The organism is Kutzneria kofuensis (assembly GCF_014203355.1).
Classification (GTDB): domain Bacteria; phylum Actinomycetota; class Actinomycetes; order Mycobacteriales; family Pseudonocardiaceae; genus Kutzneria; species Kutzneria kofuensis.
Window position 1 is genome coordinate 1,975,007 of sequence record NZ_JACHIR010000001.1, and the last position, 16,434, is coordinate 1,991,440.

A 16,434-nucleotide genomic window follows, 5' to 3' on the forward strand; every position below is an offset into this window, starting at 1 on the left:
TGGCTCCTGGGACTCTGCGGCGGGCGGAATCGCTGCCGGGTGCTGCTGGTGCGCAGCAGCGCACCAGCAGCACCCAGAGGATCAGGAAGGGTCGTCTGCGAACGAGTTGCAGGAACTGTCGCTGCCGGCGCAGGTGTTGCCGCATCCGTCGTCCGTCGGACAGTCCCCCATGACTGGGCCATAGGCCACGACCACCCGGACGTCGAGCGCGAACTCATCCTCACTCGCAGCGGCAGGTCGCTCTGCCAACGCTGTGGCGCCACCCGAAGGCAGGACCTCCAACATGTGGGTCACTCTCCTTTACTTGTTGTGTTGGTGCAGGGCTACCTGGCCAGCCGCAGCGTCTGCCGCATTCGGCCAGGAGATCGTGATCCGACTGTGCTTCTTGTCGACCACACGGCCGTCGGGAATCTGGTCGTCCGCCGTGCCGATCGGGTAGACACGGAACTGCGGGCCGGGCCCGTCGCGGTGCTCGCGCTCCCAGATCCGGAGCTGCTCTGCTACTTCCTCGGCGAGCTTCTCCGCGTCCGGGCCGAAGGCGTGGGCACCGAACTCCACGTCGTTCTCGTTCGCCGTGCTGCGTGTCGTGACATACGCCAGGTTTCCGCCAGCAACCACGGCCATCGCGGCAGAGTGGCTTCCGGGTGGGGAGATCAGGCCAGTACTCAGCTTCTTGTCCACGACCACCCGGCAGAAGCCGGGCAGGGCGGTCGCGAGCCACATCTGGGTGTCGGCCCACGGCTCGAATCGCCCGATAGTCGCCCCGCTCCAGACTTCCACCCGCGGCATGTCGAACACGCCTTCCAGCGCAGCCGGGTCGGCGGGAATCTCATCGTCCATCCGCACGGTGACTTCACCCCCGCGCATCACAAGGAGCTTGTCCTGGTGTGCTCCGGCGCCCTGCATCTGTACGAAGCCGAACAGTCGAGCCGACCGGCTGACCAGGTACCCGTCCGCCTTCTCGAACGCGATCGTTCGCGAGAGGCCCCTGATCTGCAGAGGAACGATGAGACGCCCAGACTCAGACAGCTGGTCCACCCAGGCCGGAGGGATGTCCCACGAGCCGACTGTGACGAGGATGCGGTCGTAGGGGCGGTGTTCGGGAACACCGAACTCGGCGTCGGCCAGCACGACGTTGACGTCTGAGTAGCCGGCTTCCCCCAGAAAGCGGCTGGCCCGATCCGTGATGTCCGCGTCGATGTCGACCGTGGTCACCCGTCCGGAGGGGCCGACGAGCTCCTTGATCAGCGCGGCGTTGTATCCGCCGGAGCCGATCTCCAGCACGTTCATGCCCTCGGTGATCTCCGCCTGCTCCAGCATGTGCGCCTGCACCTGTGGTGCGGATACCGAGCTGACCGAGGTCCCCGCCTCGTCGCGCTTGGTGACCACGCCGTTGTAGAGCTGGTAGACCTCATCCAGGTCGACCCCGGGAGCGAACAGCTCGCGGGGCACCTTGCGCATCGCTGCCTCGACCTGGGCCGACACGATGGTGCCCTCGGTGATGAGGGCGTCGACCATCTGCTTGCGCAGCTCAGCGGCGCGGTCCTGCCCGGCAGCGTCGCTGTTCGCTCCTGGGGGTACAGCTATGTCGTTCACAGGTCTTCCTCGTCATTTTCGTTGCGGTTGAAGGTGAAACTTCTTCCCTGACCCGTGCAGGTCAGGGTGCCGTACCGTATCGGTCAGGTCACGATGAGCAACCTTCTGCGTCCTCGTGTTACTGACTGTCACAGCCTCCGTCTCTTGGGTGCCGCCTGCGCACGACTACGCGGCGACTCGTCGTTGTCATCGATCCTGCTCCTCCTGGCCGAACCAACCACCCGGGTTCTGGGTAGATGCCGGTGGCGTTCGCGCCCTCTTCGGCGGCCACAGGCGTTCGTGCAAGTCGAGTGGAACCAGATCGCTGAGTCGTAAGCCGGCTGCCAGCACTCGGTGCGCGGCATCATCGAATCGTTCGCAGGGCCAGGATCGATCCGAGCACAACGGGCACGCCTGCGGCTCCTCCGGCGTCGGCAGATGTGCCGCCAGGTCGTCGACCACTCGGCTCACTCGGCCAAGTGGGCTGTCTGCCGCAACGATCACGGCACGAACCTCGCGGACGTCCACCTGTCACACCGCCATGCCTTGAGCATCGCGCCATCGCACCTGCCCTTCGACCAGGTACGCCTCCACGTCATCCGCCGAGCCTTCTTCTGCCTGCCACACAACGCAGCCACAAGCCTCCGGCTCATAACGCCCGCGCTGGACCGCGCCGAACAGGAACGCCCCCGCCGCACCCCGCGGGCGTTGAACCACCCAAGTGGGGAACTCGGCCACGGGCAGTTCCTGTTCAATCCAGGTCTGCGCATCGCGCGACGAGGAGAACTCCTTCTCGGCAACCGTGTCCGCGGTGTCGTCATCACCGATGCCCACCCCGATCGTTGCCAAGAACGCGGTGGCGCCGGCAACCCGTTCTGCTGCAGGCTGAGCGGTCAAGGTCGCCTCGCCTTCGGTCACGGAGATCGGCCAGTAACGAGTTCCGCGAACGATGCGCAGAAGTGGTAGCAGAGTTTCCCGTAGGCCGGGTGCTATCGCGATGGCGCAGCGTGAACTCGTGCTGTGCTGGCTGCCGTCTGCATCAACGACGAGCGCGCCCGCCTCGCGAGCAATGATCGCTCCGGCCGCTGTGTCCCAGCTGCGGTTGCCCAGCGTGAGGCTGGCATCGAGCGTGCCATCGGCAACCCAGGCCAACTCGACCGCCGATGATCCGATTCGCCGAACCCGTTGCGCGCGTTGTGAAAGCGCTTGGTCCAGCCTGGCGGCGACTCTGGTGCGAACTGTACCTCCTCTCCTGCGCCGTAGTCACTGAACGAGATCACTGAGTCCTCCAAGGCTCTCGCGCGTGACACGGCTATAGGGTCGCCGTCTCGGAATGCCCCGTGCCCTCGCGTTGCCCAGTACCGGTGGCGGAGGAAGGGCGTGTCAATGACGCCGAGAAGGGGTTGATCAGCGTGGACAAGTCCGAGAGCCACCGCGCACAACGGAATCCCGTGGACGAAGTTGACAGTCCCGTCAACAGGATCGAGGACCCAATACACGTCCAGGTTGCCGGTTGCCCCGGTTTCCTCACCGATGAAGCCGACGTCCGGCGTGTGCTCCCGGAGGTGATCTCGTACGAGGCGTTCGATGGCCAACTCGACCTCGGTCACCAGATCGCGATCACCCTTGGCCTGAACCTCGCCGGTTTGTTTGCGCATCAGGAGGTTGATTGCCTTGTCCATAGCGCCGTGCGCAACGGCAAGCAGGCGTGCTGTGTCGAACGTGCTCATCGAGATCCCGATCGCGGTCATCGCGTCGCCAGCACCCTGTCGAGATGCGTGGGGTTGGGTGCCTCCATGACGCGTCTGAACTCGGCCCACGCGGTAGATACATCAACTCGGGTGAAGGGCGGTGTCGCGGTCAGCGGTGACTGGTGCAGCGCGAGCTTCGCTGTCGGCTCGCCGGATGTGCCGGTCACGATGATCGTGACGGAACCGTCGGCCACCCGGGTCACGTAGAACCGCTCCCCGGCAAGACCGGTCAAGGGATGCACGAGCGCGGCGGCGACCTGCGCCGCGGAACTTCCACCGGCCCAGTCCACGCGTATGCCGTCGGGGCCGTCGGTGCGGACGGTCAGCCAGAATGTGTCGCCCAGGACGCGCAGACGGCGCAGCAGCGCGCTGGCCAGCGCTACGGGGCCGGGTACCCGGCCGGCGCGGATCACGTCCAGCTCCGCTGTGGTCAGACGGCCGTCGAGTACGGGCGGCTGCTCGGGACCGATCACCTGCTCGGCGAAGGCGAGCGCGGCCGCCCATTGGCGAAAACTCTTGCCCGACAGCGCCACCGTCGAGGTCGAACCCCCGTCGGCAAGGTGGAGTTGGACGTGGCGACGATGCAACGTCGCGCGAAGGCCAGCGAGCCCATGCACCTGGCCGTTCACGACGCGGGGAACCAGGACGGCCATCATCGGCGCCAGTATCCCCGCGTTCAGGTGCAGAATCGTCTCCCCGGCACCCCGGACGGGGCGAACGATCCGACAGACCGGCATCGGCGCCACCACCTCCGTCTCCGGCCAGTGGTAGGGCGCGATCTGACCCAGCGCGAACAGGATCCCGGCCTCCAACTGCTGCTGCACGGCGTCGGTGGCGTCGGCCAACAGCACGTCACGGAACCGCTGATCCACTGCGGGGAAGGGGTTCTCGCCGAGCAACCTGGTCTCATAGCCGTGATCAAGCACCTCGGCGATGCTTCCCCGCTCGTCCGCGGTGAGCCTCCCGAGTCCCTGCGTGATGATCGGCAACAGGGTCGAATCGGTTTCACCGGTGTAGCTGCGGCGCAGGTTGGCAGCGCGGCGGACCAGCGAAAGACGGTGGGGCATGACGTCGTGCTCCTAGCAGTGATCAGGGATGGTGAGCGAGCGCGGCGAAGGCGAGCGACTTGGCGGGATCGCCGACGTCGGCCCAGTGCTCGGGCCGCCACTGCGGGGTGTAGACGACGCCGGGCCAGACCAGGTGTTCGAAGCTGGCGACCATGGCGGTGATCTCTGCGCGCGAGCGCAGGTGAGCCTGGTTCTGGGTGTGCTGGTAGATCCCGACGACGTCGGCCAGTCGGTCGGGGTAGTCGCTGGCGGTGGCGTGGGACAGCGCGAGGTAGCTGCCCGAGGCCAAGGCGCCGGAGTAGGCCTCCACGATGCGCGCGGGCTGCTGGTCGTCAGGCACGAAGTGCAGCACGGCGCACAGCAGCACCATCATCGGCTGGGAGAAGTTCAGCAGCCGCTGCGACTCGGGATGGTGCAACACTCGGTCGGGGTCGGTGATGTCTTCCTGGATGCAGGTCGCGTACGGGTTGCCTGTGAGGATGTCAAGGCTGTGGGCGACGGCGACGGGTTCGTTATCGACATAGACGACGTGGGCGTCGGGTACGAGGGCTTGGGCGATCTCGTGCACGTTGCCCACTGTCGGGAGGCCGGAGCCGAGGTCGAGAAACTGGCGGATGCCGTGCTCGACGCCGTACTGGACGACCCGCCGGAGGAAGGCGCGGTTGTTTCGGGCGAAAGTGCGGGCCTCGGGCAGGACGGCGAGGACTTCCTTGGCCTTTTCCCGGTCGACCTCGAAGTTGTGGAACCCGCCGAGGTAGTAGTCGTACATCCGCGCGGCACTGGCCCGCTCCGTGTCCACATCGGAGGGACGCCAGTCGGAGTTACGGGTCCAGTCGTCGTTGTCGTGGCCGTCGGCGATGCCCACGGTGGAACTCCTTGTCGGAAACGGATCTGTGGTCAGGCAGTCAGGACGTGCCGCCCGGAAGGAGATTCCGGGCCCCGCATAGGGATCGTGGGTACCGGCTCAGTCAGACAGGGGAGCGCCTCTTCGTCGACCGCCGGCCAGATCGGTTCGGGCGCGGCGGTGGCGGAGCGGTTTGCAAGCCAGGCACGGATTTCATGAAGCTCGCGATTGGTCCCGATGTGAGCCAGGAGTTGGAGCCACACGTGCTCGATCGGGACCGTCGAGTAGAACGAGGCAACGCTGAGGACCAGACAGGGCGCCTTCCGGGTCGGCCAACGCAACCATCGGCGACAGCCAGAACGGTTCCGTCGGCATTGACGGCATCGGCCACTGTCATCGACGGGGTGGCGTCGGACGAGTTCGAAAACGACGCCGACAAGTCGGAGTACGAGGCCATGCGCGTCATTAGCGCCAAACGCAAACAGCTCTGGGTCTTCGGCGTCTTGGAGTTGACGAACCAAGCCTGTGAGCTCGTCGAGCAAGGCATGCCGGCGCTCCGGCGGTGCGTAGCGTGACATTAGTCCGCACCGCCTGTAGGCGGCCTTGTATGCATCCGCACTCCGGCCGGCCGTTTGGTCGTAGAGGGAGAGGTCCTCGGGTGGGTGGTCATGTCACCGCCTGGTGCCGCTCGGAAATGGGGCGCACCAGGCATCGGGATGGCAGCGCCCTGTTCTCCGCGGCCGGGCCGAGGGACGGAACGAGACCTTCACGTAAGGAGACATCCCAGGTGCTGGTGCATGTGGTCTCGACTCTGGTGGCCAGCGAGCGTCGAGAGGGCGTCTACGTTGGTGTGGGCGCTATCCGCAATTCGTATATCTATGGCCTTTGCCCTGGTCAGCAGTGCGTGAGCATCGGTGCGCATCACCCGGACGGGCTACTCCGTTGTGGTGCGATCGGCGATACCGGTGGCGGGCGGGTTTAGGCTGGTCACTGGCGTTGCGCGCAACTTGGGGGCGGCATGGACGAGGACGCACACACCAGGCCCTGTGGGCCGCAGGTACGAGTGCGGCTGTGCGCCGATTGCGCCGCCATCCTCGCGACTGACAACACCGCCCAAGTGTGTGGGCCGTGTGCGCGAGTGCGTCGGGAGCGGCTGATGGCTCCTCCGGTGCTGCCCCCAGAGTGGTGGGTGCTGGAGCGCTACGGGGAGGCGTTCGCCAGCCGTCATATCGGCGTCGTGATTCGCGCCTACCGGACTGATCCACGATGGCGTGGCGTCTACGGCTCAGCCGGCATTAGTCAGTCACTGGTGGCGCGGTGGGCGTGTATGGCCCAAGCGCATGTGTCCCGCACCGAGGCTGGACCGCCAGAACAGCATTTGGATCGGCTGATCGCGTGGGCTGAGCTTCTGCACATGCCTCAAGAGCTGCTGTGGTTTGATCTGCCGGAGCGGACGCGCCGCGTTCATCGGAGCCCTGCGGGACCAGGCTCCCCGCTGCCGTTCTCTGCGGCGCCGGCAGTCCCCGGCGCCTCGCCCGGATTCGGATGGTTCGCCGGGGAGTCCGCAGGGACCGTTGTGGCATCGGTGCCGGATCGGGTGGGCCTTGTCGAAGTAGAGATCATCCGGGAGATGACCGAGACGTATCGGGCGATCGACAACCGACATGGTGGCGGCCGAATGCGCTCCCTGGTGGTGGACTTCCTCGCCTCCTCGGTCGGCGGATGGCTGCGGGCTGATTGTCCACAACGGGGCGTCAAGGATCAGCTCTTCGTTGCGGCTGCGGGACTATCACACCTGGCTGGCTGGTCCTCGTACGACGTGGGCGATCGCGATTCGGGGGGACGCCATTTGCGACAAGCGCACAAGCTCGCCATGGCGGCAGGTGACGTGGCCTTGTCGGCGGAGATGCTTGCCGGCATGGCTCATCAGGCAGCGCACGCCTGGTCGGGGGCGCTCGCGATCGACCTGGCCGTCTCCGCACGTGACAGCGCACGCCGCTCCGGAGTCGGCGTGCTGGTAGCGGAAGCCTCAGCGATGGCGGCGCACGCCTACGCGGTCAACCGCGACCGGCCGGCGAGCCTGGCGGCGCTAACGGACGCAGAAACCACGTTCAGCGCTAGCGAAGATGCTGAGCGACCAAGCTGGCTCGCATACTTCGACCGCGCTTATCTGGCGGCCAAGACTGGGCATGTGCTTGCAGTGCTGGGAGACTTCGAGCAGGCCGAGCGAGCTGCACGAGACTCCCTTGCCATGGCCGACGGCTACGACCGTGGAAAAATGTTCAACTTGTCGTTGCTTGCGAATATTCTTGCAGCACAAGGAAAGATCGATGAAGCCGCTGACTTGGCGGTCAAGGCTGTGGGGTTGGCGGCAGACCTGGCGTCGGCCCGCTCCGTGTCCTATCTGACTAGCGTGGCTGCGCGTCTTGCCCCGCACCGTGCGCATCCGGGGGCGGCGATGGCGTTGGACCGGATGCGCACGGCGGGAATCTCCGTCAACCCACAACAGAGCTAGCGACTGACACGAGTCGCAAGGACCTGCCAGAGTGCGACCTGAGCGGCCGCACCGATGATCTTGTTGTCAGCGATCAAGCGGGGCACCTCTGCGAGCGGGACCCACTCGACGCGAGCGGCTTCGTTGATGTCGGCGCTCGCACCGGTGTCCTCGGCCCCCTCGCTGATGTACAAGAGGTTCTCAAAGTCGGCGCTGCCGGTGAGCGGCTGGAAACGCGACAGGTACGTGATGCTGCGGGGACGCCACCCCGTCTCTTCCTCGACTTCGCGCGCAGCGGCCTGCTCGGTGTCTTCAGCGGGGTCGACATAGCCGCCGGGCAGCTCGTAGGTCCACTGATTCATGATCCAGCGATGACGCCAGATCATCAGGACATGGTCGCCGGCATCGTTGAGGACCACTGTCATGGCGGCCTTGGGCATCCTGAGTACCCACTGCTCGAACTTGACCCCGTCGGGCAGTTCGACGCTGGCGACACTCAGCCTGAGCTTGCGAGTGTCGTCGACCAGCCGCTCCTCGTGGATGGTCCAAAGCGTTGCGTCTTCACCGTGGTCGGGGGTGGTGTGCTTGGGTGGGACGCTGGCCGTTGTGGGGGTGGTCTTCGGCTGGTCGCTGGAAGTCGGCACGCCCGAAAGTTACCTCAGGCGGCAGCCTCTGGGTACAGATAGAGCCACGCACTGCGTCGAAGACGTCTTGCGGGAACAGGATCGGCGCGTGTCCGAGGTGATGCGGTCAACGCCTGGCACATCGGCCACCATTAGCCATGCCGGGATCGTCCGCTGACGACCTTCTGTGCGGACGTCGCACGGGCGGCCGGAGGCGACTTTTTCAGCATGGGCTCAACTGGTGGGGTGGACCAGAACCATTACAAGTGCGCCAGCGATGAGAAACGGACCCAATCGAACGCGCTGGCCGACCTGGTGTCGTCCGCTCAGGCGGAGTACGGCAAGCGCCAGGGCTGCGACAAGCCAGCCGCCCAGCGTTCCGCCCAGAAGCGTTGGCCAACCAGACCAGCTGAGGGCGAAGCCCAGTAGTGTGCCCAGTCGAAGGTCGCCGCCGCCGAGTTGACCTGGCAGGAGGACGTAGAGCGCCCCGTAAAAGGCAAGCGCGACGAGTGTGCCGAGAACAGCGCGAACGAGCGGCCACATCGTAAACCCGACGATGGCGGAGAGGCCCAAGAGGGTGACAAGAACGATGCCGCTTGACCAGACCAGCCTGGTAGGTAGTTCGCCGGCAACGCAATCGATCGTGGCGAGCACTACGCCGGCCGCTGCCAGCCAGGAGTAGGCGACCAGCACGAACTCGGCACCGATGCGCAAAGCCAGAGCTGCGAACAGGACCGCGGTGACGACTTCAAGGATGGCAGGCGGCGCGAGCCGCGACATCCCTGCGGGAAGCAGCGCAAACCGCTGGATGACCAATCGAAGGCAACCGGCAGCGGCGATCCCCATCAAACTCCAGCACGCGATCCAGGTCGTGTTCATGGCGGTGCTTGTCCGTTTACCGCGAAGTTCGGGAGAACGACAGCGCTCTTTGTTGCATACACCCTGTAGCCCCCGGTTGCAGCTGTCCGGAGCACCGAAGCTACTACACGCTGACATTTGGACACGCCACGGTTCACCCGTTCAGGTGAACATTTGAGCGTTTTCGCTGTTCCGACACTTGTGTCCCCGCATAGGGACGTTGCAGTCCCCAGGGGGCCGCCAGGTAGACGTGAGTTGTAGGACAGTAGATCGAAAGGACTATTTCGTTGGGTTTCAGGGGGTGTATGTGATCAGGGGGAACCTACACGGGGGCAATGGTCGACGCCGGGCGAGCCTGGTCCTCATCGGGCTCACGATGCTGACCGCTGCGGCGTGCAGCCCGACTACTTCGTCGGAGCCTGGGCTTGCGACGGGTACGACGAAGCCGACAAGCACGACCCCCTCGCCGCTCTCGCCCGCGGACAGCGCCCGCCAGCAGGCGACGGCTGCGTATACGGGAATGTGGCGGCAGATGGCCAAAGCCGGCGAGACGTCGGACTGGCAGTCGCCCGAGCTCGCGAAGTACGCGACAGGTGACGCGCTCGGGGTGATCAACCGCAGCCTGTACACCGATCACCTCAACGGTGTCGTGTCCAAAGGCGCGCCGACGAACAATCCCCGGGTGTCCCAAGCGGACCCTGCTGATAACCCGACCACAATCATGATCTCGGACTGCAGCGATAGCTCGAACTGGCTGAAGTACAAGAACGGCCAGTTGCTCAACGACACACCGGGCGGACGGCGCTCGATCACCGCGGAAGTCAAAAAGCAGCAGGACGGCACGTGGAGGGTCACCCGCTTCGCCGTGGAGGGGGTTGGCTCGTGTTGAAGCGTTTGGGAGTCGTGGTCGGCCTGTCCGCGGCCGTCTTGATCGTGAACGCGTTGCCCGCGTTCGCGGACGACGGATACGGGTTCACCGACTGCAGCCAGTACCCCAACCCTGGTTGCGAACTCGGTGCAGGCACCAACCCTCAGCCGGGGAACGGTAACCAGGGCAACGGAAACACCAAGCCAGGCACCCATGGCAACGGAAATCTCGGTACGGGGCAATCCAACGCCAACGGCGACACGATCATCGGTGGCAACACCAATCTGGCCCAGTGTGCGTACGAGCTCAGTGACTACCAGGGGCCTCCGCCGGGAGGCGCGCAGCCGGCGGCGTTCCATGTTCCGCCGAAGACTGGTGCGGTTACGGCGATGCCCGCGATGTACCGGCCGCAGAGCGGGCCGGCCACGGTGCAGTTCGCCATTGCGCAGCCGCGGCTCGCGCAGGCTCAGCCGCCGTCCGGCGCCTGGTACGTCTACAAGTGCACTGGGCCTGGGTTCCACGACGCGTTGTACCGGCCGCCGGTCTGGATCGCGGACGGCCAGCCTGGTCCGGCACCCTTGCCGTCACCTGCCGAGCTCGCGGCGCAGGCGCGGAACCAGCTGCGCCTGCCGGTGCCGAAGATCAGGGCGAACCCGGCCGGTGATCAGCTGGTGACCCTCCCGACGTGGCTGTGGCTGGATCGCGGCAGCTGGGGCGATGTGTCGGCCACTGCGTCGGTGCCGGGCGTCTCGGTGACCGCGGTAGCGAAGCCGACCTCGGTGACCTGGTCGATGGGTGACGGTGGCTCCGTGACCTGCACCGGCCCTGGCTCACCGTTCCCTGCCGGTGGTGATCCGAAGAGCGCGTCGCCGGACTGCGGCTACACCTACAAGACCTCCTCGGCCGGCCAGCGTGCCGACGCCTTCCCGGTGACCGCCACGGTGAACTGGACCGTGACCTGGGCGGGTGCCGGCCAGGGCGGCACGTTCCCGAACATGACGACCTCGTCCACGGCGGCGTTCCGTGTGGCGGAGAGCCAGGGAATCGCGACCGGCTGAACCGAGCCTCCCGCCTCACGAGGGCGGGTGTGCATAACGCAAAACGACTCCGTTGTGACCAAGGCACGTCGAACATCCGAATCGACGCGTCGCGATGGCGTCATGCCTGAAGGAGGTCGGTGGTGACCACTACCGCAGGTTCGACCAGCACGGGCCCGACGACGCAGAAGCCCGCGTCGCCGAACGCGTGGGCCGGCCGTGACGGCAAGACACCGTCGCGTTTGAGCGGCGGCGGCCGGCGTCGCAGCGTGCCTTATCTGCTGCTCGGCGTCTTGCTGGTCGTCGTCTGCGCAGCCGGCGGTGTGTTCGCTGGAATGCAACTCGGTGACCGCGAGAGCGTCATTGCGCTGGCGCGTCCCGTTGCCGTTGGCCAAGTTCTGACGGCGCAGGACTTGAAGCAGGTCAGCATGGCGGCGGACTCCGGGATGGACGTGTTGCCCGCATCGGCTGCGTCGACGGTGGTGGGACAGCCGGTCGCGTTCAGTCTTCCCGCCGGCGCGCTGGTGACCCGTTCGGTGCTGGGCACACCTCAGATTCCCGCACAGGGCAAGGCAATCGCTGCGGTGGGGCTCAAGCCCGGACAGTTCCCGCCCGACTTGTCACCCGGCACCACCGTCGCGGTCCTTACCACGCCGGGGCAGGGCACGACGACCGGAACGACGACGGGCTCCGGGCAGACGTCGTCGTGGACCGCGGTGGTGACGGGCGTTGCCACACGCGAGACCGAGCAGATCACCGTGGTGTCCTTGCAATTGTCCGAATCGGACGCTCGCGCGTTGGCCTCTGCCCCGGCAGGGCAGCTGAGTCTGGTCGCGATCGCGGGAGGCCGCTGATGCTCATCGCGGTCTGCTCGCTGAAGGGGTCGCCGGGCGTGACGACCTTGGCGACTGCTCTCGGGGCGCGCTGGCCGGGTCAGCAGAGCCCGATTGTGGTTGAGGTCGACCCGGCTGGCGGTGACCTGATGGCCCGCTTCCGGCTGCCCGACACGCCGGGTGTGGTCAGCTTGGCCGCAGCGGCCCGTGGCCGCGGCGGAACCGACCCGAGTCTGCTGGCTCAGCACACGCAGCTGCTGCCTGGCGGTCTGCGGGTAGTGCTCGGCCCGGTCGGTGCCGAACAGGCTCGCGCCGCGCTTGCGGTGCTGGCCTCGGGCCTGTCGTCGCCGCTGCGGCGGGCGGCCGACCAGCCGGACACCACGGTCATCGCCGACTGCGGTCGGGTCGATCCCGACTCGCCCGCGCTGCCGATCATCCGCAGCGCGGACGCGATGCTGCTGCTGGCCCGCCCGCATGATGACGAACTCGCGCACGTGGCACTCAAGCTGCAGGCGGCCCAGCAATGGTCGCGCCGCCCGTGCTTCGTGCTGGTCGGCGACGGCTATTCGACCGCAGAGGTTTCCCAGGCGCTGCGTATCCCCGTGATGGGCCGGGTGCCACGCGACGCTAAGGGAGCCGCCGTGTTGTGCGGCCAGGGCACCAGCCGGCGCGGGCCGGACAAGTCCGCGCTCGGCCGGGCCGCCGCCACGATCGCGCTGAACTTCGCCGCGCACGGGCTCCAACCGGCCACTACCAGCGGTTCCCAGGCCCCGCACCTGCGGCTGGCGGTTCCCGGCGGGCCGGTCTCGGGCGCGAGCCTGCAACCGCTCGGTCCGCACACCCGAAACGGGGTGACGCGATGACCCGCCCCGGCCCCGGTTCCCTGACCACGTCGGCCAACGGCTCCGGCCCGCACCCGCTTCCTGTTGCGCAGCTACCGGGCCCGGCAGAGCTTCCGCACCGGCCAGCCGGTGAAATCGCGGCCGTGGAACGGCTGCGGACTCACCTGCGCACCGAGTTGTCCACCCAGCTCAGCCAGCGCATCCGAGCCGACGAGGCCGCCGGTCGCCCGCCGATGGACGGCCCGGCGCGCCGCCGGTTGGCCGAGGTCATCCTGACCGATGCAGCCGAGGCACACGCCCAAGCCGAGCTGCGCAACTCCGCTTCGGGCGGGATGCTGCTGCACCCCGATGTTGAGCAGCGCGTGATCGGCCAGGTTCTCGACGAGGTCTTCGGCTTGGCCGGCCTGGAGCCGCTGCTGGCCGACACCGACATCGAGAACATCAACATCAACGGCGACCGTGTGTTCGTCAAGTACGCCGACGGCCGTCGCAAGCGTTTGCCGCCGGTGGTCGGCTCGGACACCGAGCTGATCGAGCTCATCCGTGACCTGGCCACCCGTAGCGGCGTGGAGGAGCGACGCTTCGACCGCGGATCGCCGATCGTGAACTTCCAGCTGCCCGGCGGCGAGCGCGTCTCGGCGGTCATGGCGGTGACCGCGCGGCCGTCGGTGTCGATCCGCCGGCACCGGTTCACCACGGTCACCCTCGCCGAACTGCGGGAGAACGGGACGATCGACCTTGCCCTGGAGAGCTTCCTGCAAGCCCTGGTGAAGGCGAAGCGGAACATTCTCGTCACCGGGGGCACCGCGATCGGCAAGACGACGATGTTGCGGGGGCTGGCCTCAGTCATCCCGCCGTGGGAGCGGCTGATCACCATCGAGGACGTCTTCGAGCTCGGTCTCGGCGAGGACGCCCAGGCCCACCCGGACGTGGTTGCGCTGCAGGCCCGCGAACCGAACATCGAGGGACAGGGTGAGATCTCGCTGTCGGACCTGGTGTGGCAGTCCCTGCGGATGAGCCCGGACCGGGTCATCGTCGGCGAGGTCCGCGGTCCCGAGGTCATCCCGCTGACCAATGCGATGTCCATGGGCAATGACGGCAGCATGGGCACCCTGCACTCCTCCAGCAGCCAGGGTGCGTTCACCAAGCTCGCCGCCTACGCGGTGCAAGGCCCGGAGCGGTTGCCGATGGAGGCCACCAACCTGCTGGTCGCCGCCGCGCTGCATTTCGTGGTGCATCTGGCAAAGCCCCGCGACGACCCGAGCAAGCGCGTCGTGTCCTCCATCCGCGAAGTCGTCGGTGCCGACGGCGCCCAGGTCATCAGCAACGAGGTTTGGCGACCCGGCCCGGACTTGCGGGCGGTGCCCGGCGCGCCGCTGCGCACCGACACCGTCGACTTGCTCGTCGAGGCGGGCTACGACCCGGACCTGTTCGAGCGGCACGAAGGGTGGTGGACCCCGTGACCACCACTGCCGCCTTGTTCGGCCTGCTCGGTGCCGGCGTCGCCGTCGGAGCCCTGCTCATCGGCGTCGGGCTGCGCGGTCGGCCTGCTCGTCCGGCGACGCCGTCCCGGCTGAGTACCTGGTTGGCCGCACGGCACGATCGGAAACAGGTCGGCCTGCTCGTCATGGCCGTGCTCGCCGGCTTGGCGGTCGGCGCGGTCACCGGCTGGGTAGTCGGCGCCGTCCTGACCGTGGTCGCGGTGATCGGCCTGCCGCGGATCCTTGGCTCGAACGTCGACTACAAGCGTCAGCTCGAACGCATCGAGGCGATCGCTGGGTGGACGGAGATGCTGCGCGACACCCTCGTGGCCGCGGCCGGGCTGGAACAGGCCATCCTCGCTACCGCGCCGGCCTGCCCGGAGGCGATCCGTGAGGAGATCACCGAGCTGGCCGTCCGGCTGGAACGCGGCGAACGCCTCGCGCCGTCCCTGCGTCACCTCGCAGACCAGCTGCGTGATCCAACCGCCGACCTGGTGATCTCCGCGCTCGTGCTGGCTGCCGAGCACCAGGCCCGGCAACTGGCTGACCTGCTCGGTGAACTGGCCGGCGAGGCCCGTGAACAGGCGTCGATGCGTATGCGGGTCGAAGCTGGCCGGGCCCGTACCCGGACCAGCGTGCGCGTCGTCGTGATCACCACGCTCGTCTTCGCGATCGGGCTGGTGCTGCTCAACCGCGGCTATCTCGCCCCTTACGACTCCGCGTTCGGGCAGATCATGCTGCTGCTCGTCGGTGCCCTGTTCACAGCCGCTTTTGCTTGGCTCGCACGGATTGTGCGCCTGCGTGAACCGGAGAGGTTCCTGACCGAGCTGAGTGTGATCCGTCCGCACGACGCCGAGGTGGACGTCGATGACCTGCTCATCGGGAAGGATTCCCAATGACGTTGTCAAGCGGTAGCGGTGATAGGCGGTGAGCCTGTCAGGCTGCTGCGCTGCCTGGTCGTGGCACGTGGGGCTGGAACGTTCGTTCGTCGCGGACGAGCGCCCACACGACGTTGAGGCGTCGACGCGCCAGGGCCAGTACGGCCTGCTTGTGGACCTTGCCCTCGTGCCGTTTGCGTTCGTAGAAGGCCTTCGACTCCGGACACCGGACGATGGCGTACTGCGCGGACAGGTAGAACGCCCGCAGCAGCCGCCGGTTGTAGCGGCGCGGACGGCGCAGGTTGCCCTGAACCCGGCCGGAGTCACGCGGGACCGGCGCCAGGCCGGCGACACCGGCCAGCCGGTCAACGCTGCCGAACGCGGCCGGATCCCCGCCGGTCAGAGCGATGATCTCGGCCCCGAGCAACGGCCCGATGCCGGGCATGCTCAGGATCACGGCGGCGTGCCGGTGCTGGCGAAACCGGCCCTCGATCAGGGCGTCGGTCTCCGCGATCTCCTCATCCAGGGCCATCACCCCCTTGGCCAGCCGCGCCGTCATGGCCGCGGCAGTGGACTGTCCGGGAACGGCGGTGAGCTGGGCCCGGGCTGCGGCGATCGCGGTCGCGGCGATTGCGGCGCCGTTGCGGACCTTGCGGGCCCGCAGCCAGGTGGCCAGCTCGGCCTGGCCGCACTCCCGCAGCGCGGCGGGAGTCTGAAAGCCGGTCAACAGCACCAGCGCGGCTTTGGAGGAGCTGTAGTCAAAGGCTCGTTCCAGGGCGGGGAAGTACTCCAGGATCTGGGCGCGCAGCCGGTTGATCGCCCTCGTGCGGTCGGCGGTCAGGTCGTAGCGGCGGGCGGTCAGGATCCGCAGGTCCACGGCGATCTCGTCGCCGGCGGTCATCGGGTGCAGGTCGCGGCGCATGCGGGCCTGGTCGGCGATGATGAACGCGTCCTTGGCGTCACTTTTGCCCGATCCTCGGTAGCCGGCCGAGGCGTGGTGGACGGTGCGGCCGGGGATGTAGAGCAGGGCCTGGTCGTGGTTGACCAACAGGGCGATCAGCAGCGCGCCGCCGCCGGCGTTGAGATCGATCGCCCACAGCACGTCGGGCGACAGCGCTCGGACATCGGCGATCAGCTCCAGCAGTTCGGCCTCGTTGTTGGGCACTCGCCGGGACAGGATCTTGTCGCCCTCGGCGTTGATCACCACGCAGTGGTGGTGGGCTTTGCCCGCGTCCACACCGGCCCACAGTTGCGGCACGGCCACCTCCCGTCGTCGTTCGTGC

General features: G+C 67.3%; 16 protein-coding genes and 2 pseudogenes. 8 read left to right on the plus strand and 10 right to left on the minus strand.

The features are described from left to right. Window positions 1–81 precede the first annotated feature (81 nt). The 7 genes and pseudogenes from BJ998_RS49515 to BJ998_RS08940 form a co-directional block, all read right to left on the minus strand. Window positions 82–285 (minus strand): FxLD family lanthipeptide, encoded by a 204-nt coding sequence (locus tag BJ998_RS49515; protein ID WP_184860185.1) that lies wholly within the window; start codon window positions 283–285, stop codon window positions 82–84. A gap of 15 nt (window positions 286–300) precedes the next feature. Continuing rightward, entirely contained in the window at window positions 301–1,596 is a 1,296-nt protein-coding gene (gene fxlM, locus BJ998_RS08925; protein ID WP_184860187.1) for a methyltransferase, FxLD system, read from the minus strand. A 510-nt stretch (window positions 1,597–2,106) separates the two neighbouring features. Then, the gene (locus BJ998_RS46510; RefSeq protein ID WP_221337931.1) at window positions 2,107–2,493 is read right to left on the minus strand and encodes a hypothetical protein; all 387 of its coding nucleotides are present in this window, start codon (window positions 2,491–2,493) and stop codon (window positions 2,107–2,109) included. Window positions 2,494–2,598: 105 nt separating this feature from the next. Beyond that, window positions 2,599–2,790, minus strand: a pseudogene (locus BJ998_RS49520) (inositol monophosphatase family protein); the annotation flags it as partial. 122 nt (window positions 2,791–2,912) lie between these two features. After that, window positions 2,913–3,326, minus strand: a pseudogene (locus BJ998_RS49525) (inositol monophosphatase family protein); the annotation flags it as partial. Then, a complete protein-coding gene (locus BJ998_RS08935; protein ID WP_184860188.1) occupies window positions 3,323–4,393 on the minus strand; it encodes a hypothetical protein in 1,071 nt (356 codons plus the stop codon). The pseudogene BJ998_RS49525 and the gene BJ998_RS08935, both read right to left, overlap by 4 nt. A gap of 22 nt (window positions 4,394–4,415) precedes the next feature. Next, entirely contained in the window at window positions 4,416–5,258 is an 843-nt protein-coding gene (locus BJ998_RS08940; RefSeq protein ID WP_312890005.1) for an SAM-dependent methyltransferase, read from the minus strand. A 383-nt stretch (window positions 5,259–5,641) separates the two neighbouring features. On the opposite strand from BJ998_RS08940, the gene BJ998_RS08945 reads away from it, so the two are divergent. Together BJ998_RS08945 and BJ998_RS08950 are read left to right on the plus strand one after the other, a co-directional pair. Beyond that, complete coding sequence (locus BJ998_RS08945; RefSeq protein WP_184860190.1) at window positions 5,642–5,812, plus strand: hypothetical protein; 171 nt, start codon at window positions 5,642–5,644, stop codon at window positions 5,810–5,812. 581 nt (window positions 5,813–6,393) lie between these two features. Continuing rightward, window positions 6,394–7,752, plus strand: a complete 1,359-nt coding sequence (locus BJ998_RS08950) for an NsdA family TPR-like regulatory protein (RefSeq protein ID WP_184860192.1) — start codon at window positions 6,394–6,396, stop codon at window positions 7,750–7,752. On the opposite strand, the gene BJ998_RS08955 is transcribed toward BJ998_RS08950, so the two are convergent. Then, entirely contained in the window at window positions 7,749–8,375 is a 627-nt protein-coding gene (locus BJ998_RS08955) for an NUDIX hydrolase (protein WP_184860194.1), read from the minus strand. The genes BJ998_RS08950 and BJ998_RS08955 overlap by 4 nt on opposite strands. 213 nt (window positions 8,376–8,588) lie before the next feature. After that, window positions 8,589–9,233 (minus strand): A24 family peptidase, encoded by a 645-nt coding sequence (locus BJ998_RS08960; protein ID WP_184860196.1) that lies wholly within the window; start codon window positions 9,231–9,233, stop codon window positions 8,589–8,591. 511 nt (window positions 9,234–9,744) lie between these two features. On the opposite strand from BJ998_RS08960, the gene BJ998_RS08965 reads away from it, so the two are divergent. The 6 genes from BJ998_RS08965 (at window position 9,745) to BJ998_RS08990 (ending at window position 15,172) form a co-directional block, all read left to right on the plus strand. Beyond that, window positions 9,745–10,101: a hypothetical protein gene (locus BJ998_RS08965; RefSeq protein ID WP_246488556.1), complete on the plus strand. Its 357-nt coding sequence runs from the start codon at window positions 9,745–9,747 to the stop codon at window positions 10,099–10,101. 14 nt (window positions 10,102–10,115) lie between these two features. Beyond that, on the plus strand, window positions 10,116–11,138 hold the full coding sequence (locus BJ998_RS08970; protein WP_312890006.1) for a hypothetical protein: 1,023 nt from the start codon (window positions 10,116–10,118) through the stop codon (window positions 11,136–11,138). Window positions 11,139–11,260: 122 nt separating this feature from the next. Continuing rightward, window positions 11,261–11,971 carry an SAF domain-containing protein gene (locus BJ998_RS08975; RefSeq protein ID WP_184860199.1) on the plus strand — a complete coding sequence of 237 codons (711 nt, stop codon included), beginning with the start codon at window positions 11,261–11,263 and terminating at the stop codon, window positions 11,969–11,971. After that, window positions 11,971–12,813, plus strand: a complete 843-nt coding sequence (locus BJ998_RS08980; RefSeq protein ID WP_184860201.1) for a CpaE/TadZ family protein — start codon at window positions 11,971–11,973, stop codon at window positions 12,811–12,813. The genes BJ998_RS08975 and BJ998_RS08980 overlap by 1 nt, the downstream gene beginning before the upstream one ends. A 122-nt stretch (window positions 12,814–12,935) precedes the next feature. After that, on the plus strand, window positions 12,936–14,255 hold the full coding sequence (locus BJ998_RS08985) for a TadA family conjugal transfer-associated ATPase (protein ID WP_312890007.1): 1,320 nt from the start codon (window positions 12,936–12,938) through the stop codon (window positions 14,253–14,255). A gap of 14 nt (window positions 14,256–14,269) precedes the next feature. Beyond that, the gene (locus BJ998_RS08990; RefSeq protein WP_221337933.1) at window positions 14,270–15,172 is read left to right on the plus strand and encodes a type II secretion system F family protein; all 903 of its coding nucleotides are present in this window, start codon (window positions 14,270–14,272) and stop codon (window positions 15,170–15,172) included. A 37-nt stretch (window positions 15,173–15,209) separates the two neighbouring features. On the opposite strand, the gene BJ998_RS08995 is transcribed toward BJ998_RS08990, so the two are convergent. Further along, on the minus strand, window positions 15,210–16,409 hold the full coding sequence (locus BJ998_RS08995; RefSeq protein WP_376775833.1) for an IS110 family RNA-guided transposase: 1,200 nt from the start codon (window positions 16,407–16,409) through the stop codon (window positions 15,210–15,212). Window positions 16,410–16,434: the final 25 nt, after the last annotated feature.